Here is a 21493-nt window from a genome sequence, read left to right as displayed (position 1 = left end):
AATCTCTCCTTTTCCTCTTTTTTATCAGTGTTGACACATAAAAAGAGGTTCAGACACAAAAATAGGCTGTGGAGAAGACTTTCTCCACAGCCTGACGATGAGAATTCATCGTCTTTTTTATTTTCGGCAAGAGAATAAGAGGAAGAGAGGAATTCGTAAACGTCGTTCATATTCTTCTTCGCTCTGAAAATAAGTTTGATTTGGTGTAGCTTCTTTTATATTTGTAATCGTAAATCCAGCTTGTTGTAACAATGTGAAATATTCTTCCGTTGTACGATGATATTTAATAACTTCTTGATCAATCCAAGGCTCAACGCGTTTTCCTGTTTTAAAATAATCATCGACGAGCCAGCTCGTTCTTTTTCCGCTCGTTTGCAAGCTTTCAAATGAAGACGTAATAATAGGGTGTTGAATACTAAAAGTAAAGGTTCCATTTGTTTTTAAAGTTTGGTACACATTTTGAAAAATGATAGGAAGATGTTCGATATAATGTAAGGCGAGTCTAGATGTTACTAAATCAAAAGTAGCAGGAGGGTATGTGTAGTCTTTGAGGTTTAAAAAATGGACGGTCCCATTTTTATTTTCTAGTTGTTTTTGAGCTTTTTCATACATAAGTTCGGAGCCTTCAATACCAGTGTAAGAGTGGCAGCCATTCTCTAATAATTCTTTGCCAAATTTAGCGTCGCCACAGCCTAAATCGAGGATTTGCTTTCCTTTAACATCACCAATGAGTTGAAAGAAGGCTGGTTTTTCAAGTGATTCATTTGGGCTATTTTCTCGGTATCTTCGTTTCATATATTGTTCAAAAAATGCTTCGTTATTATATACATCAGATTCAGTAAATGCCATGATTGAAGCCCCCTTAAATATTTTTTTTATTCTACCAAATATGAAAAGTAAATGATAGATTTCTTGTAATGAATCATATATAATCTAGAATTGTAAGCGGTTACTTTAAACTATTTTTCTATAATAAATTCTGAAAACGTGTTAAGCTAGTAGAGGGATTATTGGAACTATTAAGACAATAATTCGCTTACATGAACGATGGGAGGCTTCACAATGTCTAGTAAAACACTTGCGAAATTTTTAGAAGAAAATTTAGAGGATTTAAAATCAAAGGGGCTTTATAACGTAATTGATCCGCTTGAGAGTTCAAATGGACCGATCATTACAATTGGCGGAAAAGAATATATTAACTTATCTTCAAACAACTATCTTGGATTAGCAACAGATAGCCGTTTGCAAGAAGCAGCAATTGGTGCTATTCATAAGTACGGTGTTGGAGCAGGAGCTGTTCGTACAATTAACGGTACTTTAGATTTGCATATTAAATTAGAAGAGACAATTGCAAAGTTTAAACATACAGAAGCAGCAATTGCTTACCAATCAGGATTTAACTGTAATATGGCAGCGATTTCAGCCGTTATGGATAAAAACGATGCGATTCTTTCAGACGAATTAAACCATGCTTCTATTATTGATGGTAGTCGTCTATCAAAAGCAAAAATTATTGTTTATAAACATTCGGATATGGGAGATTTACGCCAAAAAGCAATCGCGGCGAAAGAATCAGGTCTTTACAATAAATTAATGGTAATTACAGACGGTGTCTTCTCAATGGATGGAGATGTTGCGAAATTACCAGAAATTGTTGAGATTGCAGAAGAATTAGATTTAATGACATATGTAGACGATGCACACGGTTCAGGTGTACTTGGAAAAGGTGCAGGAACTGTAAAGCATTTCGGTCTATCTGATAAAGTTGATTTCCAAATTGGTACATTATCAAAAGCAATTGGGGTAATTGGTGGATATGTAGCAGGGAAACAAAACTTAATTGACTGGTTAAAAGTTCGTTCACGTCCATTCTTATTCTCTACAGCATTAACACCAGCTGATGCAGCTGCATGTATGCGATCAATTGAAATTTTAATGGAAAGCACAGAATTACATGATCGTTTATGGGAAAATGGTCGCTATTTAAAACAAGGGTTAAAAGAACTTGGCTTTAACATCGGAGAAAGTGAAACGCCAATTACACCTTGTATTATTGGCGACGAAGTGTTAACACAAGAATTTAGTAAACGTCTAAATGAAGAAGGCGTATACGCAAAATCTATCGTGTTCCCAACTGTAGCTAAAGGAACAGGCCGCGTTCGTAACATGCCTACAGCAGCTCATACGAAAGAAATGTTAGATGAAGCAATTCGTAAGTATGAAAAAGTAGGGAAAGAAATGGGCATCATTTAAGTAAGGGCATCTTTTGAATAGCTTGCAAATGAGGAGTGGGGAAAATGAAAAAAATTCTAGTAACCGGTTCTTTAGGGCAAATTGGTTCTGAACTAGTAATGAAACTTCGTGATGTATACGGTGCATCAAATGTTATTGCAACAGATATTCGTGAAACAGATAGTGAAGTAGTAACGTCTGGTCCATTTGAAACGTTAGATGTAACAGATGGACAAAAACTACATGGTATCGCAAAGTGTAATGAAGTAGATACAATTATTCATTTAGCAGCTTTACTTTCAGCAACAGCAGAAAAAAATCCGTTATTTGCATGGAATTTAAATATGGGCGGACTTGTAAATGCATTAGAAGCAGCTCGTGAATTAAACTGTAAGTTTTTCACGCCAAGTTCTATCGGTGCATTCGGTCCATCAACGCCGAAAGATAATACGCCACAAGATACAATTCAGCGTCCTACTACGATGTATGGGGTAAACAAAGTAGCAGGAGAATTATTATGTGATTATTATCATCAAAAATTTGGCGTTGATACGCGCGGTGTACGTTTCCCAGGTTTAATTTCTTACGTAGCTCCTCCAGGAGGCGGAACAACTGACTATGCAGTTGAAATTTATTATGAGGCAATTAAAAAAGGCACATACACCTCATACATTGCAGAAGGAACATACATGGATATGATGTATATGCCAGATGCTTTACAAGCGATCATTTCATTAATGGAAGCTGATCCAAGTAAACTTGTGCATAGAAACGCGTTCAATATTACAGCAATGAGCTTTGAGCCAGAGCAAATCGCAGCATCCATTCGTAAACACATTCCGACGTTTACAATGGATTACGCTGTAGATCCTGCTCGTCAAACAATCGCTGATAGCTGGCCAAACTCTATTGATGCAACAGCAGCAATGAAAGAGTGGGGCTTTAAAGCAGAATATGATTTAGACAAAATGACAACGGACATGTTGGCTAAGTTAAAAAAAAAGCTCACAGCTGAGTTAGTGATGAATTAATAGGAAGGGTCGATTCTTAGGAATCGGCCCTTTTATTTGTATTTTAGGGATATACAAATAATTACAAGTGTGATAGAATGAGATAATTTGTGCATAAAGGGGAGAGATACAATGGAGAAATGGGAGTTAGCAAAGGAAATTTACAATACGTCACGTTTAACGGGAACATTTAAACTTCGATCGGGACAAGTATCAAATCAATACTTTGATAAGTACTTATTTGAATCTAATCCAGTACTGTTATTAGAAATTGCTAAACAATTGAAAGAGCTCATTCCTCCTGATACAGAAGTACTCGCAGGTTTAGAAATGGGAGGAATTCCAGTAGCAACAGCATTATCTTTACAAACAGGTATACCAGTTGTATTTGTAAGAAAAGAAGCGAAGAAGTACGGTACATGTAAGTTAGCAGAAGGCGTTAATATTGCTGGTAAAAATGTTTGTGTTGTTGAGGATGTTATTACGACAGGTGGTCAAATATTATTAAGCAAGAAAGATTTAAGAGAACTGGGTGCGAAAGTACATCATGTTCTAGGCGTGATTGAACGAACGAAAGAGGGAAGAGAAAACTTATTAGAAGATGGCTTACAACTAAATTCCTTATTTACAATGGATGAGTTAATTGAAGGAGAAAAGGAACATGCAAAGAGTTGACGTCGTATATGCACTAATACATGATGAAGAAACGGATAAAGTATTAATGGTACATAACGCAGAACAAAACGTTTGGTCATTGCCAGGCGGGGCTGTTGAAAAGGGTGAAACGTTAGAGGAAGCTCTAGTAAGGGAAGTAAAAGAAGAGACAGGTTTAACGGCTGTGGCAAATGGACTTGTTGCGATCAATGAAAAATTCTTTGAAGAATCAGGGAATCATGCGCTATTGTTTACATTCCGAGCAAATGTAGTAAAAGGTGAACTTATTGCGAAAGATGAAGAAGAAATTTCTGCAATAGAGTGGGTGGATCGAACGATCGCAAATGAACGATTCCCATTCTACGATGGAGGATTCGAGGCATTATTAGAAGTAGCCATTCCATATAAGTTTCAACCAGAAACAAAGTGATTGAAAGAAAAAAACAGGAGCGACAACGCTCCTGTTTTTCTATTCAATCGTCTTCAGTAATAACTTTTTCAATAATGGTTTAATCTTTAAACGTAAATCTTCAGCGTGATTTGCAACTAAGAAGTGGTGGTTATAAATGTTCTTCATTAATTGATAAGTTGCTTCTTTCGCTTCGCCTTCTTCGATGAAGATTCCGATTACTTCCATACCACTTTTACGAGCAAGTTTGACAGCTTCATGCGTATCTAAAATACCATCTTGTTGATAGTCTAGCGCAGAAGGTTCACCGTCTGTAAAGACAAGTAAGAATTTATGCTTTTCTGGTCTTTTCGCAAGCTTTTCAGAAACGATACGAATAATATATCCGTCGCGGTTATCTTCTTCTTCACGAAGCTGCATAATTTCGGGACCAACGTTTGGTAACGTTGAGTTTTTATACGTTACAACTTCATGGATAACGTTCGGCTTATCTTCAGGCTTGGCACTAGAAGCATCTTCCCAAAATCCGCTAATAGCGTGCGGGATTTTTAAAGATTTCAATGCTTCATGGAATAGGACCACACTCTTTTTCGTTTCTTCCATTTTGTTATACATAGAACCAGAGCAGTCCACTAGTAATTGGAATGCAACGTCGAGTTCTTGTGATTCTTGCCCTTTTTTATAAAACATGCGCGGCTGCTTTTCAGTATAAATACGAAGGAATTTTTTACGAAGTCTTCCGTAATATTTATCACTATTTGCATTCGTTTTATTTTCAATCGTTTTTTCGATAATTTTCTTTAATTCTTTTACATCTTTATTAACGACTGATTTGATAGCTTGGTAATCTTTTTTCTCATCGGTATTTGCTTTGCGAGCTTCTTTAAATGTATGAGAAGCACCAACGTTATACTTACCGTATGCACCTTCGTTTTGGCTAGAAGCATGTGAAGCTCTTGCTTCTTCTGTATCGGCGCCATCAAAGTTGGATTGTGTACTCTTTTGAGAAGTACCTTGTACAGAACCAAGTGCTTGGTCGCCATCTTCTGATTCACGAGCAGTATCGCCCATCATGTTTGTTTTTGTTCCGCTTTCTAATTCAAAGCGTAAAAAGTTCTCGTTTTCGTTATTTTTATTTTCACGATGCCATGTAGAGAAACTTTCATCCATTTTGTTTTTATTTTCATCGTCATCTATAAGTTGTGTATCATCATTTGCTAAATCTTCGACGCGACAGTTCTTTTCGTCTGCAATAACAGATAAGTAGAGCGGAGCATGTCCGAAATAATTGTTCAGCATATCACTTTCAAGGAGCTCTTCTAAGCGATAGCGAATTTTCTCGACGATATACATAATATCTTCCGTATTACGAGCTTGGAATGTTTCATGCAAAATTGCTTCAATTTGCTCGAAATATTCATTATTAAACATTTCATATTTATCGCTCGTTAATGAAAGATAGCAGAGACAAAATAGACGATCACCGTGATAGTTACGAACACGATTGATTTCATTTTGTGAACCAAAGTAATTGCGATACATTTCTTTTCTTCTTTTAAAAACATGCTTTGTGCCAGGGCGTAAGTTTTTTACGATTTCCTCAACACGTAAATCTTCTAGTAGAACAAATAATTGTGTTAAAAACTTTTTTAAGGGTGATTCTTGTAATTCAATCGCATAAGAACGAATTAAAGTCATGTCCGAGTAATGTTTATTACCAAGTGCTTTTAAAAACACTTCGCTTTTTAATCCGATTACTGTATCCTCTTCTTTTCGATCATCCCAAAAGTGACTAATGACAACCTTTTTTTCAATTTCGTCGTAGTATGCTTTATAGCCATACTCAAGGTAGGCATCGTCTTCTTTTAGAAGAGCATACATTAAGTTTTCCATTTGTAGAAACAGCGACGCATCAATTTTTTTGTCACTAAAAATTTGTCTCATGAATTATCCCTCAAAGAAATAACTTTCTGCTAATTCACGGACAGTCATTTGTTCTGTTTCATCGTTTAATTTTGCGATAATACTACGTTCAATTGCACGCATAACAGGAATATATACACCTAAATCACATGCGTCGATAATGCCACGAATACTTGCTGCTTCTTCACTTACACGTCCATCACGAGCTAAAGGCATAAGGTCGCTTGCAAACGCAACGAATTTTTCAATTGTTGCAGTATCTTTTAATTTTGATTCTGCTAATAATAGTTCTTTTAATGTATCACCTTGAATGTAAGGAACTTCAATAATAACGAAACGGTTTTTTAACGCTTCGTTTAGTTCACTTGTACCAACGTAACCTTCGTTAATTGCTGCGATTACACGATACTCGTCATCACCGTATACAACTTCTTGTGTAAATGGATTAGTAATCATTTTACGGTAATCTAATGCACCGTGAAGAAGTGGTAACGTTTCAGGTTTTGCCATATTGATTTCATCAATATATAGGAAATGACCGCTCTTCATTGCTTTCATAAGAGGACCGTTAACGAATGTAACTTCAGATGCGCCATCTTTCGTTTGTAGTGTGTTGTATCCTAAAATACCTTCTACATCTAGGTCAACAGAACAGTTAATGCTATGCATTGGTTTTTGGAATAAAGAAGAAAGAGTTTCAGCTAGTACCGTTTTACCACTACCAGTCGGCCCTTTTAATAGAATGTTTTTGCCAAGAAGAAGTGCTGTAATGGCATCTTCAATAATGCTGTTATCAGATGCTTTATATATTTTCTTTCCAATTAAATGTGCATTTTCACCGGCTTCTTGCTTATTCTTTTCGTGAATTGTAGAAAGCTGTTGTTTTAAATCAGCATGTATATGAAATTGTTCTAACATGTATTTCCCACCTAACATTATTTTCATAAAGTAATACATCTTATGATAACTTGTTTTAATATGGTATGCAAAGAAAAGGAAAGGGGAGAAATGCAAAAGAAAAAGCAATCAATATTATATTGATTGCTTACAGTAAAGGAGAAATGAGTCGCATGAAAGACTCTAATATTCGTTTTTTGATACTTCTTTTTTGGAATGCGTTCCATTTAATTTCAGTGGAATGATTAAAGTCATTTTCAAAATCACGTTTTATATCATGAACGGTTTCTGATTCATATAGTACGCTAATAAGTTCATAATTTAATTCAAAGCTTCGTACGTCCATATTTGCTGTTCCGATTGTAGCGATTTGATCATCAACAAGTACAATTTTTGCATGCATAAAACCATCTTTATAACTGTAAATGGAGGCACCGGCTTTTAAAAGTGGAGTGAAGTAGGACTGGGATGCTTGGTCACTAATAATACTATCACTTTTACCAGGATATAAAATGCGTACATCTATGCCAGATATTGCACTTAAACGTAATAATGTTAAAGTTTCTTGATCTGGAATAAAGTATGGTGTAGCGATCCAAATCGATTTTTTTGCAGATCCCATAACAGCTAATAATGTATTGCGAATGCTTTTATCATCTGAGCTTGGTCCGCTCGCTACAATTTGCACAGCGCCTTCTGCATTTGAAATTTCTTTACCTGGGAAGTATTGTCTATTCATAAATTGATCCCAGGAATAAGTATTCAAACCACTAGATGCATAGAGCCAGTCCTCTAGAAAGATTGCTTGTAATTTATATAACGCTTTTCCTTCTATTTTTAAATGACTATCACGCCAAACGGGAAACTTCTTTGAACGGCCAAGGTATTCATCACCGACATTGAGACCTCCAGTAAAACCAATTTCTCCATCTACAATGACAATTTTACGATGGTTACGATAATTGACAGTTTCAAGTAACCAAGCTGAAAAAATGGGATCAAATTCTACAATTTCAATACCAGCTTCTTTCATAGGTTGTAAAAATCGTCTTCTTAAAGTGTTACTTCCGAGGCCATCATAAAGGAAGCGTACAATAACACCGTCTTTTGCTTTTTTGATTAAAGCATCTCGAACCTTTGTACCAATTTCATCAGATTTATAAATATAGTATTGAATATGTATATGATCTTTTGCTCGCTCGATAGCTTGCAAAATTTCTGAGAATGTTTGATCACCATTGGTTAAAAGCTTTGTAGTTGTTTTATCTGCGACAGGTCCGCCTCCAAATTTTTGCACGACTTTTGTTAAATGTGTAGAACGTTCATGTAAGGGGACTGTGAGTGATAATTCTACTCGTCTTCCTTCTAATATTTCACGGAATAATTTTCTTTGCTCTTCTGAACGATGGAGATGTTTTTTTCTTCTCCAACGGCTACGACCGAAAATAGAGTATAAAAGCACCCCTATAACGGGAAGAAGTGCTAATACTAAAAACCAAGCTAAGGTGCTTTGAGGAGACCTATTTTCGATAAAAATAACGAATGAAATTCCTACGATTGTAATAGACCATAGGGCACCGACAAATGTATATAAAGAAATAAACGATGTATTTAATAGGAAAAGAACGATAGATATAATTACAAATATTAACAATAATTGAACGATAGGCTTCTTCATTTCTATAAAATTCCTCTAATCTTTCTTAAATATAAACTTTTTATATAAAAAGGTATAATCCGACATTCTTATTATAAAGTGTTTTATTTTTTTTACAAAATATAGACATTTTCCCCATTCTTTCCGCATTTGTCCTACATATAGTATATTGTTACGTTATTATCTCGCTACTTGCTGGCTAATAAACAGTGTAAGAGGGACAAAACCGTTGCCTGTTATATATAGGAAGGGGGATAACCATATTCTAGAATTGTAGCAGGTGCATGATGAAGCCAAAGATATGGTTATTCGTATTATTCAGATTCTTCTTAATATAGGTTACCAACTAGGTCCGTACTATTCATACAATACCTAGTAAGATGAGAATATGGAAAAGGAGAGGGGAAACATGAGTTATATAGAAAATAACGGATTGTATTATCGTCATAATCATGGAGGTCACCATCATAATGGCGGACATCACCACCATGGAGGACACAATCACCATGGAGGACACAATCACCATGATCATCACCACCATCATGGAGGCGGATGGGGCTGGGGTGGCGGCTCATGGGGCGGTGGTTTTTTCCCAGGAAGTTTTGCTGGAGGTGTGTTAGGTGGGCTTACAGCTGGCGCGTTAACGGGTGCAGCAGGTGGAGGCTACTATCCAGCACCGTACCCAGTAACCTATCCAGCGCCATACCCAGTACCATATCCAACGCCATATCCGGGTTATCAACAAATAACATATCCGTATTAAACTAAAAAGGAGGCTTTCCTCTTTTTTAGTTTAATAAAGTATTTATTTATAAAATATTTCCAAAATAAAGGTGAAAATATGTTAATATTTTGTTATTGTAATTTTAAAACATATATACTAATTTTAATTTTTATATTATTATTCGTGAATAGTTGTATAGTGTGCTCAAATGTCTATTTCGCTAGTAAAGTAAAGAGGTTAGATGTAAGTAGAATTAGTAGGAAACTAGTGTTGTATAGAGCTAGTTATAAAGGTATGTAAGAGAATGAAGAAGCTATAATAAGGTAAGCTAATTATAGCGATAAGAAACAACTATTTATAATTGAAACGGTATTATATTGCTTTTTATTACAAATAATATTATGTTATTTTAATCGGCATATTTCAAAATGTGATTTATGTAAAGGACGATTATTAGGAAATGAAATGTCTCTATTTCTATGAAAAGAAACAAGTTGTGTTTTAGTCAGATAGGAAGCAAGGAGAGATGCGCATGCTAGAACAAAGAGGTCATGCATTATATGGCTCTTCATTGCGAGATTTAAAGTTAGCATTAGATGAGTCTTCAATTGTTGCGATTACAGACCGAAATGGTCTTATTACATATGTAAATGATAAGTTTTGTGAAATATCTAAATATCCACGAGAAGAGTTAATAGGGAAAGATCATCGTATTTTAAATTCAGGACATCACCCGAAAACATTTTTTCAAGTTCTTTGGAAGCGTATTTTGAGCGGAAAAGTATGGAGAGGTGAAATTCGAAATCGAGCAAAAGATGGGACATATTATTGGGTTAAAACAACAATTGTTCCATTTTTAAATGAAAAAGGAGAGCCATATCAATTTATTGCGATCCGAAATGATATTAGTAGTAGGAAAGAAGCAGAACAGAGGTTGCGTTTAAGCGAAAGCCGTTATAGGGAGCTTGCGTATCATGATGCTTTAACGAGTTTGCCGAACCGACTACAGTTAATAACGACTGTCAACGAGATGATTGCAGGCAAAAAAGAATTTGGTATGATTTACTTTGATTTAGATCGTTTTAAATTTGTAAATGATACGTTAGGTCATATGATAGGGGATTTACTTTTAAGCGAAGTTGCTTCACGGTTGCATTATGTGCTAGGAGAGAAAGATGTTCTGGCTAGGCTGGGGGGCGACGAATTTGTGCTGTTAACAAAAAATCATACGCAAGATGAAATGAGGCAGCTAGCGACATCTGTATTGTCGTGTTTTCAGGCACCATTCATGCTTGAAGGGCATGAAGTATACATTTCAGCTAGTCTAGGACTTTGCTCATATCCGCAAGATGGACAAGATGTGGAAACGCTATTGAAAAATTCGGATTTAGCTATGTACAGTGCGAAAGAACAAGGTAGAAATGCCGCGTGTTTCTTTACAGATGAGTTACGTGCGAAAATAAATCGTAGAATGAAAATTGAATTTGCTTTGCAAAAGGCAATTCGTGATGAAGAGTTAGATGTGGCGCTGCAGCCTATTATTGATTTGAAAACGAAAAAATATACTGGTATTGAGGCTTTAGCACGTTGTTCGACAGAAGAGGGGCCGATTTCGCCAGGCGAATTTATTCCAGTAGCTGAAGAATCTGGACTTATTATAAAATTAGGGGACTGGGTATTAGAAAAGTCATGTCGCTTGTTTAAAACATTGCCAGAGTATCAAGACGGACTAAAGTTATCTGTGAATTTATCCATACAACAATTAATGCAAAAGCGTTTTATTTTATCTGTACGTAGCATTTTGAGGAGAACTGGCTTTCCGCCAAATCGTTTAATTTTAGAAATAACGGAAAGCATTGCTGTTCGACATTTTGATTATATTATTGCTACATTACAAGAATTAAGAAATATGGGTATATTAATTGCCTTAGATGACTTCGGAACGGGCTATTCTTCCTTATATTATTTAAAACAATTACCACTGGACATAGTAAAAATTGATCGTAATTTTATTCGTGAATTTCATTATGATCATGCACAGCCAGAGCGAACGATTGTAAAATCTGTTATTGAAATTGCCCATAGCTTACATTTAGCAGTAGTTGCTGAAGGGGTAGAGACAGTAGAGCAAGAAAGTTTATTACAATCTATGGGCTGTGATTACGTACAAGGGTTTTATTATTCGAAACCTTTATCTGTAGGAGAGTTAAAAGAAAAATTGATTACAGATTTTTAATAAAAAAGAGAAGCCGGTAGCTTCTCTTTTTTAATTTATTTTTTGTGAGTCCTTCATTAATACTGGATAAAGAATAAGGCCTAATACGAACAATCCGATTCCTAAGAAGAACGTTTTTAAATCAGCAGTTCCGGTTTTGATAACCCAAATAGAGTATACAAATGCTAATGTAGTAATAATCCCATCCTTTAATCGAGAGCCAGGCATTATATCGTACGTTTCTCCTGTAATAACCAGTTTGAATTGGTACAGCGTAGAAACAAGGTATGGAATTAAATAAGCTAATGTTGCTACAACGATAGCGAAATTATAAGCTTCTGACACGGTACCAGAAATCGTTGAGAACAAGAAAATCTGCGTCATCACATTTGTAATAAATAATGATTTTGAAGGACTACCTTTTTTGTTTGTTTTCGCGAAAAACTTAGGGAAAAGTCCATTCTTTGCAGCCTGATAAGGTACTTCTGAACTAACAACGATCCAGCCAACTGTAGATCCAAATAAAGATACAAGTGCAAGTAAAGCCATTATATATGCGCCTTTATTGCCAATTGCTAAATTTAACGCGTCTACTAATGGTTTTTGAGACTCTTTTAAAGCATCTTGCGGGAGAGCGCCCATTGTAAGTAGAGTAATTGACATGTAAATAAGAAGAGCGATAATTAATCCGAAAATGGTAGCTTTTTTTACATCGCGCTGAGATTTTGCACGATTAGAAAGCATAACTGCTGATTCAATACCGATAAACGCCCAAAGTGTTGCAATAGCAGCTGAATTAATTTGGCCACCTAAAGAAATGGATTGTCCTGCTTCATTCATAAATGTTTGACCGTCTCCGAAATTAGATGCATTGAAAATGAATAACGTAATTACAATAAACATTGTAAATCCAATAATCTTTGCAATGGTAGCAAGAAGATTCATATTTCCAGCTCGGTCAATATTTTGAGAAAGAATATATTGAATTCCCCATAACATAAGGCTACATACGAGGAAAGTTAATCCTTTTCCGATTTCTAGTGAAAATCCGTTGATTGAAAAGAGAATTTGCTTACTTTGTAAAACTGGAAAGAATGTTGATAAATATCCAGCAAAGGAAATAATAACAGATGCTGTTGCAGCCCAGTTCGCAGCCCAATAGCCCCATGCCATACTATATCCTGCAACTTTACCCGCTTTTTTTGAAGGGAACATTGCTCGAGCGTAACTTTGTGGTCCTGCCTTTAATTCTGGTTTGCGAACTGCTAAATTTCCAAATACGAGTGCAATCATAAATACGCCAAGACCTGTAATACTCCATGCAAGTGTAGAACCCATTGGACCTGATACTTGTGCTAAATTTGCTGGGAGCATAAATACGCCACCGCCAACCATATTTCCGATTACAAAAGCTGTTAAAATCCATAATCCCCATTTTTTCGTTTCCATTTTTGTTAACTCCTTTGTAGTAAGTTTTGCTTAAACATCATTTTTTACTAGCTTTTTGGCAATAAAAAAAGAGCCATGTAGATAAAAAATACCTACATGGCTCTTCGCCAAAGCGTAGGTACAACGGGAATAACCCTTGTACCTACGCGTAATTTTTCCGCTAGGTTTCAAGGGTTACGTATGATGATGATGTTTTTGTGCAAATGTAACTACAATTGTTGTATAAGTAAGCATAGTTCTTTGCTCCCTTTCTCCTCTGATTTTGAAGCTAGTATACTACATGTTTTTTTGAATGAAAAGAAAAATATAAAAATTTTTATAAAAATACGTTTTAGAGATTAAATATTTACCTGTATTTTTCCTATACTGGAAAATAAGTGAGAGATTGGCAGAAGAGTGTAGCGTGGTATAATACATATAGAATTAGAAGGTGACAAGGGGCTATTGTAGATGATGAGTAAGTATGAACAAATTTATACAGCAATCAGCAAGTCTATTGATAATAAACAATTAAAAGAGGGATGCAAAATCCCATCAGAAACTGAATTAATGAAGCAGTATGAAGCGAGCCGCGGTACGGTAAGAAAAGCTGTAGATTTATTACAAGAGCGTGGATATGTTCAAAAAATACATGGAAAAGGTGTCTTTGTTTTAAAGCGAAAAAACATTGAATTTAACTTTGGTGGTATTGTAAGCTTCCAAGAAGAAAATGAACGTTTAGGACGCCATTGTATTACAGAAGTCGTGGAAATGGAGAAAGTAAACGCGACAAAAGAGGTTGCAAAGCTATTAAATGTGAAAGAGAAAACAGAAATAGATCATATTAAACGCGTACGAAATATTGATGGAGAAAAAGTAATTTTGGATATTAATCATTTTGTATCGGAATATATTCCTGGATTAACGAGTGAAATTGCAGCGGAGTCCATTTATAAATACATTGAGAAAGAACTAGGTCTTCATATTAGTTACTCACAGAGGGTAATTGAAGTGCAGCCATGTACAGAGGACGATAGAAAGTATTTAGATTTAAATGGAACAGATTATGTTGTCGTTGTGAAAAACTTTACGCATTTTTATGATGGAAGTCAGTTTGAATATACAGAATCCCGCCATCGATTAGATATTTTTCATTTTTCAGATGTGGCGCGGAGAAAATAAGGAGATGGAACGTAGTAACGTTTCATCTCTTTTTTTATAAAAAAATACAAACTCGTATATACGAGTGTTGACTAACTTATATATACGAGTTAATATGTAATTGTAAACGGTATCAAAAAAAGAAAAGAGGGACGGGAATATGGGGAAAGACTATCGTAAAACAGCAGAGGAAGTGTTGCAGTATATTGGTGGGAAAGACAATATTGAACAAGCTGCACACTGTGTAACGAGACTCCGTATCGCTTTAAAAGATGAAAGTAAAATAGATAACGATAAATTACAATCTGTTTCATTAGTGAAGGGAGCGTTTCATAACGCTGGGGTATTCCAAATTGTAATCGGTCCAGGAGATGTTGATCGAGTATATGCTGAATTGATAACGCTTGCAGGTATGAAGGAAGCGACAGTAGCTGACGTAAAGGATTCTGGAAATCAAAAGTTAAATCCAGCTCAAAAGTTTGTAAAAGTATTTTCAGATGTATTTATGCCAATATTACCAGCAATCGTAACAGCTGGTTTACTAATGGGAATTAACAACCTATTAGGGGCGAAGGACTTATTTTTTGAAGGTAAAAATTTATTAGATGTGTATCCAAACTTAAGTGGGCTTTGGGATTTAATTAATATGATGGCTAATACAGCATTCGTATTCTTACCAGCACTTGTCGGTTGGTCAGCAACAAAACGTTTTGGTGGTAGTCCGATATTAGGGATTGTTATGGGATTAATGCTTGTGCATCCAGCCTTATTAAACGCGTGGGATTACGGAAAAGCAGCGACTGGTTTAGACGGACAAAAGATTGAGTACTTCGATATTTTAGGATTATTTCAAATTGAGAAGGTAGGGTATCAAGGTCAAATCTTGCCGGTTTTAGTAGCTGCATTTGTATTAAGTAAAGTGGAAATTTTCTTGAAGAAACATGTACCAAATGCAATTCAACTATTAGTTGTACCAATTACAACGATTGTCGTAACAGGTGTATTAGCACTAGGAATTATTGGTCCAGTTACACGTCATATTGGAGATTTATTAACAGCTGGATTAGTAGGTGTATATGAAACAGTACCAGTAGTTGGTGCAGTATTGTTTGGAGCATTATATGCACCGCTCGTAATTACAGGTATGCATCATATGTTTATTGCTATCGACTTACAATTAATTGCACAGCACGGTGGTACATTCATTTGGCCAATGATTGCCCTTTCTAACATTGCGCAAGGTAGTGCGGCACTTGCGATGTTCTGGATTTCTAAAAATCAAAATGATAAAAGCATGGCATCTACATCAGCAATCTCAGCATATTTCGGTATTACAGAACCAGCTATGTTTGGTGTGAACTTACGAAATAAATTCCCGTTCTATGCAGCGATTATAGGATCGGCTATTGCAGCTATATTTATTACGTTAAATGGTGTATTAGCACCTGCTATCGGAATTGGCGGATTACCAGCATTTATTTCTATCATTCCGAAATCGATTCCGATGTTTATTGTCGGAATGGTTATCGCAGTTGTAATCCCATTTACTTTAACGTGGTTATTTGCAAAACGAGTAAAACAGAAGTAGGAGGAAGTTGAACATGAAGGATTGGCATAAAAGTGTAGTTTATCAAATTTATCCGAAGAGCTTTAATAGCTATTACAATAAAGAAACCGGTGATATAAAAGGGGTTACAGAGAAACTAGATTATTTAAAAGAACTCGGAGTAGATTATATTTGGTTAACACCGATATACCAATCACCACAAAATGATAATGGATACGATGTAAGTGATTACTACAGCATTGATCCATCTTACGGGACGATGGAAGAGTTTGAAGAGCTTTTAGAAGAAGCAAAGGCACGTAACATTGAAATTATGCTGGATATCGTTGTAAATCATAGTTCGACGGGGCATAAGTGGTTTAAGGAAGCGAAGGAAGATAAAAATAGTCCATATCGTAATTATTACATTTGGCGTGATGAAAAAAATAATTGGCAATCTAAGTTTGGCGGGTCTGCTTGGAAATATGATGAGAAGACAGAGCAATATTTTTTACATCTATTTGATGAGACGCAAGCTGATTTAAATTGGGAAAATGAAAAACTTCGTGAAGAAGTGTATGAAATGATGAGCTTTTGGCTTGATAAAGGGGTAACTGGATTCCGATTAGATGTTATTAATTTAATTTCAAAAGATCAACAGTTTTTAAATGATGACGGAAGTACGGCAACAAGCGATGGACGTAAATATTATACAGATGGTCCGCGTGTTCATGAATATTTACAAGAGATGAACCGAAATGTTTTTGAAGGGAAAGATGTAATTACAGTTGGGGAAATGTCATCTACAACAATTGATAATTGTATTAAATATTCAAACCCTGAGCGCAATGAATTAAGTATGACGTTTAGTTTTCATCATTTAAAAGTAGATTATCCGAATGGAGATAAGTGGACGAAAGCGGATTTTGATTTCATTAAATTAAAAGAGATTATGTCTAATTGGCAAATTGAAATGCAAAAGGGCGGGGGATGGAATGCGTTATTTTGGTGTAATCATGACCAGCCTCGTATTGTGTCACGCTTCGGTGATGATAGAACGTACCGAAATGAATCTGCGAAAATGTTAGCGACAGCTATGCATATGTTGCAGGGCACACCTTACATTTATCAAGGCGAAGAAATCGGTATGACAAATCCTAAATTCGAATCCATCGAGCAATATCGCGATGTGGAATCGTTAAATATATACGATATCAAGCGAGAAGAAGGACTATCAAAAGAAGAGATTATCGGGATTTTAAAACAAAAATCTCGTGACAACTCCCGTACTCCGATGCAGTGGAATGAAGAGGTGAACAGTGGTTTTACAACAAGCACACCTTGGATTTCAGTGGCTGAAAACTTTACAGAAATAAATGTAGAGAAGGCATTAGAAGATAAAGATTCTGTATTTTATCATTATAAAAAACTAATCGAGCTAAGAAAAACATATGATGTTATTACAGAAGGAGAATATGCTATTTTAGATGAAAATCATGCTAAGGTTTGGGCATATACTCGTACTACAGAGAATGAAGTACTACTCGTTATAAATAACTTCTACGGAGAAGGAATAACGTATTCTGTACCATCTCATGTTCAATTAGATGAAATGAAGCAAGAAGTATTATTGTCAAACTATAAAGATTCAAGCAAGGATATTACAAATCTCAACTTAAGACCATATGAATCAATTGTCTATCGATATACGAAATAAAAGGTTGTATGCCCACGCGGCATACAACCTTTTTATTTTAAGACACCGCTATATAAAATATTTACGTCTACTTCTGATTTGAATTTTACTTTTGCATAATCTTTATTCCAATTTTTTTTCTTCCATAAGTCAGGATGATATGCAATAAGGTGTCTACCAATTCCGAAAGCATCACAATTTGCCTTTTGTAAATTTTTCGTTATTTTTTTAGCTTCTTTCGTAAGCTGTTTAGACAGTTCTTTATTTAGTTTTTTTCTTTCATCCATTTTGTAAAGATTATCTCTCGGAGCTTCAAGTGCTATAACTTTTAATTGAAGCTTAATGTGAGCATAAACATTTCCTTTTTTATCTGTTGTTATTTTTAAGTCTCGTTTTAACTTTCGATTGCTAATTTCCATTGTTAAATAATCAGATGTCTTCTCTGATTCATCGCTAGTAAGTTTTTGGGTTATACGGGCACTTGTTCCCATTTTTCCGGTTAATAACACGAATAAAACAGATTGTTTCAAAGGTAAATGCCCAGTTAATTTATCATTGTTAAATAAAGCTAACCCGTTTGTAACTACTTCTTTTCCTTTTATTTTTATAGAAGGGAGGGTAAAGTCTTTACCGGGATCTAACATTTTTGTAGCAGCTGTTTCTAAAGTTTCTTTTGGAAATACACTCATATCTTCTAAGCTTTTCACTTTTTTCTTTAAAAAATCTCCAATTAATAAATTTCCTACTTTCTTTTTTTCGAGTACCTCGGACGTTTCACCATCTACTGCAATAAGCTTTACTAAAGCAGTTGGATTTGTTGGGTCCCGAAAACTGACATCTAAATAGGGTAGTATACCTTTTTTTAGAATTTTGGTTCCTAGTAATTGAACACCATATTTAAAATAGCGAATATTCCCAGTCACATTTTTTTTTAGGGCATCGCTTGTATCCCTTATGTTATGCCCGGTTGCTGAATGTATTTCATTCTCGAATGAAGATTGTTCTCCGTTTGAACTTTTTACGAGCTCGATTGTTTGCTGGAGTTTATTCTCTTCTGTAATATCTGATCCAATACTATAAGCTAATCTCGCTTCTCTTAATGGTTCTTGATCCCAACAGCCAGAAAGGAGGGAACTAGTACATAATATAAAAAGTAATTTAACTCTTTTTTGGAACATATTGTTCTCCTTTCTTCTTTCTTATTACTGAATAAAGTAGAAATAAAAGAGGGAGGACAACGATGAAAGTATAGGTGAACTTATCAGTGAAAGTTGCAATTACTTTTAATTCTTCAGGTGTATCTATAAATAAGGCTACACTAAAAGCAATAATACCAACGATTGGAACAGCTTTTTTATGATTAGCAAGATTGAATATATGTCTAATTCCGATTGAAGCAGCGTAATAATAACTCGCAATAGAAGCTACAACAGTTATCATCCAAATTGGTATGAATAGTAAATCAGTTCGATCTATAATCCCGATATGTAAGGAACGTAATAAGTAAGCAACTGGTTCTGGGATAAGTTCAATTTGTTTTGGACTAAATACGATAAAGCAAATCCAAACAGTAAAAGCATAAAAGAGAGTCACAAATCCATTAGCGATAGAAATTGCCTTCAGTTTTGCCACAGAACTCCCATTTACTTTAGGAAATGCGATGAGAAAGATTTCAAAACCATACATAGCTGTAATTGTTTCTTTCGATGCTTGAATAATATTCCACCATCCAGCCTCTGTAATGGGAAAAATATAAGAAAAATCAGCTCGGGAAAGCCCTAGGGCAATTAAAAGCGCCATAGGTAAAATGAGAATAGAGGTCATGACATAAAATCGTACGATGACTTTAAACGTATTATAAGCTACATAACAACAAGCTATTGTAAATAGCATGAGAATGGCATACCACGGAGTTGCTTGTAATATCCAAACTTTAATGACATTACAAACATTTAACATGACCGTCATACCGATAAGGATAAAATAAAAAACATAAGCAAAACCTAATAGTTTTCCAAACTTATTACCAAATAGCATACAAACACTCTCATACATATCTGCATCAGGAAATCGTTTTAAGAAAAGCCACATAAGTAAAATGATAAGTTGAATTGCCAATCCAGCGATGAGTGCAGAAATCCATCCACCACCTTTTGCTATCGGATGAAGCCGGTTAGGTAGAGATAGTATACCGACTCCAATTTGGCATTGAATAACGAAAAAGGTAAATTGAACAAGTGAAATTTTACTTTGCGTGTTTGTCACCGTCCTCATCCTCTCTCGTTACATGTTGGCGTTGCATTTTTTTCGGTTTTGGATCATGTGGTCGTTCCCAAAATGACCAAATTGGTAGTCTTACAAATGAATCTTTCATATCTTTAATCCGCATCGGGGCAACAGGAGAAAGATATGGTGTATGAAATGAATGAAGCTGACATAAGTGAACGAAAGTTATAATGAGACCGAATGATATTCCTACATATCCGAATATGGCAGCAAGGAGCATTAATGGAAAACGAAGAATCCGAACTGCTGAACTCATATCATTTGATGGAACGAGAAAAGATGAGATTGCAGTTAAAGCTACTACGATGATCATCGTATAAGAAACGAGCCCAGCTTTTACAATTGCATCCCCAATTACTAAACCACCTACAATACCGATTGTTTGTCCAACGCGGCTCGGCAAGCGAATACCAGCCTCTCGTAACAATTCAAAGATTAATTCCATTAAGAGAGCTTCAAAAATAGGAGGAAGAGGTACTTTCTCTAATGAAGCTTTAATCGTATATACAAGTTCGAGCGGCAACACATCGGGATGAAAAGCGACAGTTGCAATATATAAAGCTGGCAAGAGAAAGGCAATTAAAAAACTTACTAAGCGAATCATTCGGATGAAAGAACCGACAATCCAACGGTTATTATAATCATCTGGTGATTGATAAAAAGCGAATAACGTAACAGGTACGATGAGCGTTGTTGGATCTCCGTCAGATAAAATGGCAACACGTCCTTCCATTAAATTAGCAACAGTTCTATCTGGACGCTCTGTATTTAATTGCTGCGGAAATGGCGAGAAAGACGTATCCTCTATAAATTCTTGTATGTATCCTGGTGACATAAGTGCATCCGTTTTAATCGTTTCTAATCTTCTTTTCACTTCTGTAACTAAATCGTCATTCGCTATATTTTGCATATAAGCAATTGCCACTTTCGTGTGCATTTCTTCACCGATTGTAAAATACTTAACAACTAAATTTGGACTCTTAATGAGTTTACGAATAGAGCTTAAATTAGTTGCTAGATCCTCTACAAAACCAGTATGTGGACCGCGCACAATCCCTTCATTATCAGGCTCCGCTATATCTCTCTTTAAAGATAAAGCTGTTTCGAAAATACAAAAACTATCGACATGTTCATGAAAATATAAGGATTTACCTTGTAATAAGAGTTGTACTCCATAATTTAAATTCGTTTCTTTTTTCATATTTAACGTAGAAAAAGCTTTATCTAAAGACAAATCCGACCGCGTTAATAATGGTTCAAGAGCTAATTGATGAATTAAATTTGGATCTGCTAAAGATTCAATATATATAATCGTTCCTTTTCCGTTTTGAAAAGGGACATCTAATTTTTTTATATCATCTGAGTGACAGAGTTTATTTTTAATGTAATTCATATTTTCCGGAAGTGATGGAAACATATGCTTTTGGTTTTTACTTTCTTGCTGTTCTTTTTGCTCTGTCATAATTTCCACCTCTTTTAGAATAAAGTTACTTCTGTTAATTTTTGCTTTTTGTGAGAATTTTATGCTTGGATTATTTGGGAAAGTAGCTTGAAAGTTCTGTTGCGTTATCTTCTATACTTAAAGAAAATGAAAATTAGGAGAATGGGAAGAAAGTGTATATTAGATTAGCGATATTAATATATATCTTTTGTAC

At 35.3% G+C, this 21493-nt stretch carries 17 protein-coding genes; 9 read left to right on the top strand and 8 right to left on the bottom strand.

Annotation, left to right across the window (positions count from 1 at the left end):
- Positions 1-117 precede the first annotated feature (117 nt).
- Positions 118-849, bottom strand: a complete 732-nt coding sequence (locus ACUXEY_RS18975; protein ID WP_429602007.1) for a class I SAM-dependent methyltransferase — start codon at positions 847-849, stop codon at positions 118-120.
- A 213-nt stretch (positions 850-1062) separates the two neighbouring features.
- Here ACUXEY_RS18975 and ACUXEY_RS18970 point away from each other — a divergent pair, with 213 nt between their 5' ends.
- The 4 genes from ACUXEY_RS18970 (at position 1063) to ACUXEY_RS18955 (ending at position 4326) form a co-directional block, all read left to right on the top strand.
- Positions 1063-2253, top strand: coding sequence for a glycine C-acetyltransferase (locus ACUXEY_RS18970; RefSeq protein ID WP_461301323.1), 1191 nt, complete (start codon positions 1063-1065; stop codon positions 2251-2253).
- 44 nt (positions 2254-2297) lie between these two features.
- A complete protein-coding gene (locus ACUXEY_RS18965; protein WP_461301322.1) occupies positions 2298-3263 on the top strand; it encodes an L-threonine 3-dehydrogenase in 966 nt (321 codons plus the stop codon).
- 111 nt (positions 3264-3374) lie between these two features.
- Positions 3375-3917 carry an orotate phosphoribosyltransferase gene (pyrE, locus tag ACUXEY_RS18960; protein WP_461301321.1) on the top strand — a complete coding sequence of 181 codons (543 nt, stop codon included), beginning with the start codon at positions 3375-3377 and terminating at the stop codon, positions 3915-3917.
- Complete coding sequence (locus tag ACUXEY_RS18955; protein ID WP_461301320.1) at positions 3904-4326, top strand: NUDIX hydrolase; 423 nt, start codon at positions 3904-3906, stop codon at positions 4324-4326. Before pyrE ends, ACUXEY_RS18955 begins: the two co-directional genes overlap by 14 nt.
- Positions 4327-4365: 39 nt before the next feature.
- On the opposite strand, the gene ACUXEY_RS18950 is transcribed toward ACUXEY_RS18955, so the two are convergent.
- From ACUXEY_RS18950 to ACUXEY_RS18940, 3 genes are all read right to left on the bottom strand, one after another.
- Complete coding sequence (locus ACUXEY_RS18950; protein ID WP_017560407.1) at positions 4366-6249, bottom strand: vWA domain-containing protein; 1884 nt, start codon at positions 6247-6249, stop codon at positions 4366-4368.
- A gap of 3 nt (positions 6250-6252) precedes the next feature.
- Entirely contained in the window at positions 6253-7146 is an 894-nt protein-coding gene (locus ACUXEY_RS18945; protein WP_461301319.1) for an ATP-binding protein, read from the bottom strand.
- A 127-nt stretch (positions 7147-7273) separates the two neighbouring features.
- The gene (locus ACUXEY_RS18940) at positions 7274-8803 is read right to left on the bottom strand and encodes a cardiolipin synthase (protein WP_166704600.1); all 1530 of its coding nucleotides are present in this window, start codon (positions 8801-8803) and stop codon (positions 7274-7276) included.
- A gap of 388 nt (positions 8804-9191) precedes the next feature.
- Between ACUXEY_RS18940 and ACUXEY_RS18935 the strand changes: the two genes are divergently transcribed.
- Positions 9192-9545 (top strand): cobalt transporter, encoded by a 354-nt coding sequence (locus ACUXEY_RS18935; RefSeq protein WP_461301318.1) that lies wholly within the window; start codon positions 9192-9194, stop codon positions 9543-9545.
- Positions 9546-10038: 493 nt separating this feature from the next.
- Complete coding sequence (locus ACUXEY_RS18930) at positions 10039-11742, top strand: putative bifunctional diguanylate cyclase/phosphodiesterase (protein WP_461301317.1); 1704 nt, start codon at positions 10039-10041, stop codon at positions 11740-11742.
- Positions 11743-11772: 30 nt separating this feature from the next.
- On the opposite strand, the gene ACUXEY_RS18925 is transcribed toward ACUXEY_RS18930, so the two are convergent.
- A complete protein-coding gene (locus tag ACUXEY_RS18925; RefSeq protein ID WP_166704603.1) occupies positions 11773-13170 on the bottom strand; it encodes an amino acid permease in 1398 nt (465 codons plus the stop codon).
- A 450-nt stretch (positions 13171-13620) separates the two neighbouring features.
- On the opposite strand from ACUXEY_RS18925, the gene treR reads away from it, so the two are divergent.
- The 3 genes from treR (at position 13621) to treC (ending at position 17573) form a co-directional block, all read left to right on the top strand.
- A complete protein-coding gene (treR, locus tag ACUXEY_RS18920; RefSeq protein ID WP_087955435.1) occupies positions 13621-14331 on the top strand; it encodes a trehalose operon repressor in 711 nt (236 codons plus the stop codon).
- A gap of 139 nt (positions 14332-14470) precedes the next feature.
- Positions 14471-15898, top strand: coding sequence for a PTS system trehalose-specific EIIBC component (treP, locus tag ACUXEY_RS18915; protein ID WP_074615421.1), 1428 nt, complete (start codon positions 14471-14473; stop codon positions 15896-15898).
- Positions 15899-15911: 13 nt separating this feature from the next.
- A complete protein-coding gene (gene treC, locus ACUXEY_RS18910; protein WP_461301316.1) occupies positions 15912-17573 on the top strand; it encodes an alpha,alpha-phosphotrehalase in 1662 nt (553 codons plus the stop codon).
- A gap of 32 nt (positions 17574-17605) precedes the next feature.
- On the opposite strand, the gene gerKC is transcribed toward treC, so the two are convergent.
- The 3 genes from gerKC to gerKA are packed head-to-tail and all read right to left on the bottom strand — an operon-like array spanning position 17606 to position 21300.
- Entirely contained in the window at positions 17606-18730 is a 1125-nt protein-coding gene (gene gerKC / locus ACUXEY_RS18905) for a spore germination protein GerKC (protein WP_087955432.1), read from the bottom strand.
- The gene (locus ACUXEY_RS18900; protein WP_087955431.1) at positions 18711-19817 is read right to left on the bottom strand and encodes a GerAB/ArcD/ProY family transporter; all 1107 of its coding nucleotides are present in this window, start codon (positions 19815-19817) and stop codon (positions 18711-18713) included. Before ACUXEY_RS18900 ends, gerKC begins: the two co-directional genes overlap by 20 nt.
- A complete protein-coding gene (gerKA, locus tag ACUXEY_RS18895; protein WP_166704604.1) occupies positions 19798-21300 on the bottom strand; it encodes a spore germination protein GerKA in 1503 nt (500 codons plus the stop codon). Before gerKA ends, ACUXEY_RS18900 begins: the two co-directional genes overlap by 20 nt.
- Positions 21301-21493 lie beyond the last annotated feature (193 nt).

The sequence above is a fragment of the Bacillus sp. F9_6S_D1_P_5 genome, assembly GCF_054823925.1.
This window is presented reverse-complemented; position numbering and strand designations above follow the sequence as displayed.

What these genes read in the sequence shown, in the direction of transcription:
- ACUXEY_RS18975 (WP_429602007.1), bottom strand. Translation starts at nt 849, where the DNA reads ATGGCATTTACTGAATCTGATGTATATAATAACGAAGCATTTTTTGAA.
- ACUXEY_RS18970 (WP_461301323.1), top strand. Translation starts at nt 1,063, where the DNA reads ATGTCTAGTAAAACACTTGCGAAATTTTTAGAAGAAAATTTAGAGGAT.
- ACUXEY_RS18965 (WP_461301322.1), top strand. Translation starts at nt 2,298, where the DNA reads ATGAAAAAAATTCTAGTAACCGGTTCTTTAGGGCAAATTGGTTCTGAA.
- pyrE (WP_461301321.1), top strand. Translation starts at nt 3,375, where the DNA reads ATGGAGAAATGGGAGTTAGCAAAGGAAATTTACAATACGTCACGTTTA.
- ACUXEY_RS18955 (WP_461301320.1), top strand. Translation starts at nt 3,904, where the DNA reads ATGCAAAGAGTTGACGTCGTATATGCACTAATACATGATGAAGAAACG.
- ACUXEY_RS18950 (WP_017560407.1), bottom strand. Translation starts at nt 6,249, where the DNA reads ATGAGACAAATTTTTAGTGACAAAAAAATTGATGCGTCGCTGTTTCTA.
- ACUXEY_RS18945 (WP_461301319.1), bottom strand. Translation starts at nt 7,146, where the DNA reads ATGTTAGAACAATTTCATATACATGCTGATTTAAAACAACAGCTTTCT.
- ACUXEY_RS18940 (WP_166704600.1), bottom strand. Translation starts at nt 8,803, where the DNA reads ATGAAGAAGCCTATCGTTCAATTATTGTTAATATTTGTAATTATATCT.
- ACUXEY_RS18935 (WP_461301318.1), top strand. Translation starts at nt 9,192, where the DNA reads ATGAGTTATATAGAAAATAACGGATTGTATTATCGTCATAATCATGGA.
- ACUXEY_RS18930 (WP_461301317.1), top strand. Translation starts at nt 10,039, where the DNA reads ATGCTAGAACAAAGAGGTCATGCATTATATGGCTCTTCATTGCGAGAT.
- ACUXEY_RS18925 (WP_166704603.1), bottom strand. Translation starts at nt 13,170, where the DNA reads ATGGAAACGAAAAAATGGGGATTATGGATTTTAACAGCTTTTGTAATC.
- treR (WP_087955435.1), top strand. Translation starts at nt 13,621, where the DNA reads ATGATGAGTAAGTATGAACAAATTTATACAGCAATCAGCAAGTCTATT.
- treP (WP_074615421.1), top strand. Translation starts at nt 14,471, where the DNA reads ATGGGGAAAGACTATCGTAAAACAGCAGAGGAAGTGTTGCAGTATATT.
- treC (WP_461301316.1), top strand. Translation starts at nt 15,912, where the DNA reads ATGAAGGATTGGCATAAAAGTGTAGTTTATCAAATTTATCCGAAGAGC.
- gerKC (WP_087955432.1), bottom strand. Translation starts at nt 18,730, where the DNA reads ATGTTCCAAAAAAGAGTTAAATTACTTTTTATATTATGTACTAGTTCC.
- gerKA (WP_166704604.1), bottom strand. Translation starts at nt 21,300, where the DNA reads ATGACAGAGCAAAAAGAACAGCAAGAAAGTAAAAACCAAAAGCATATG.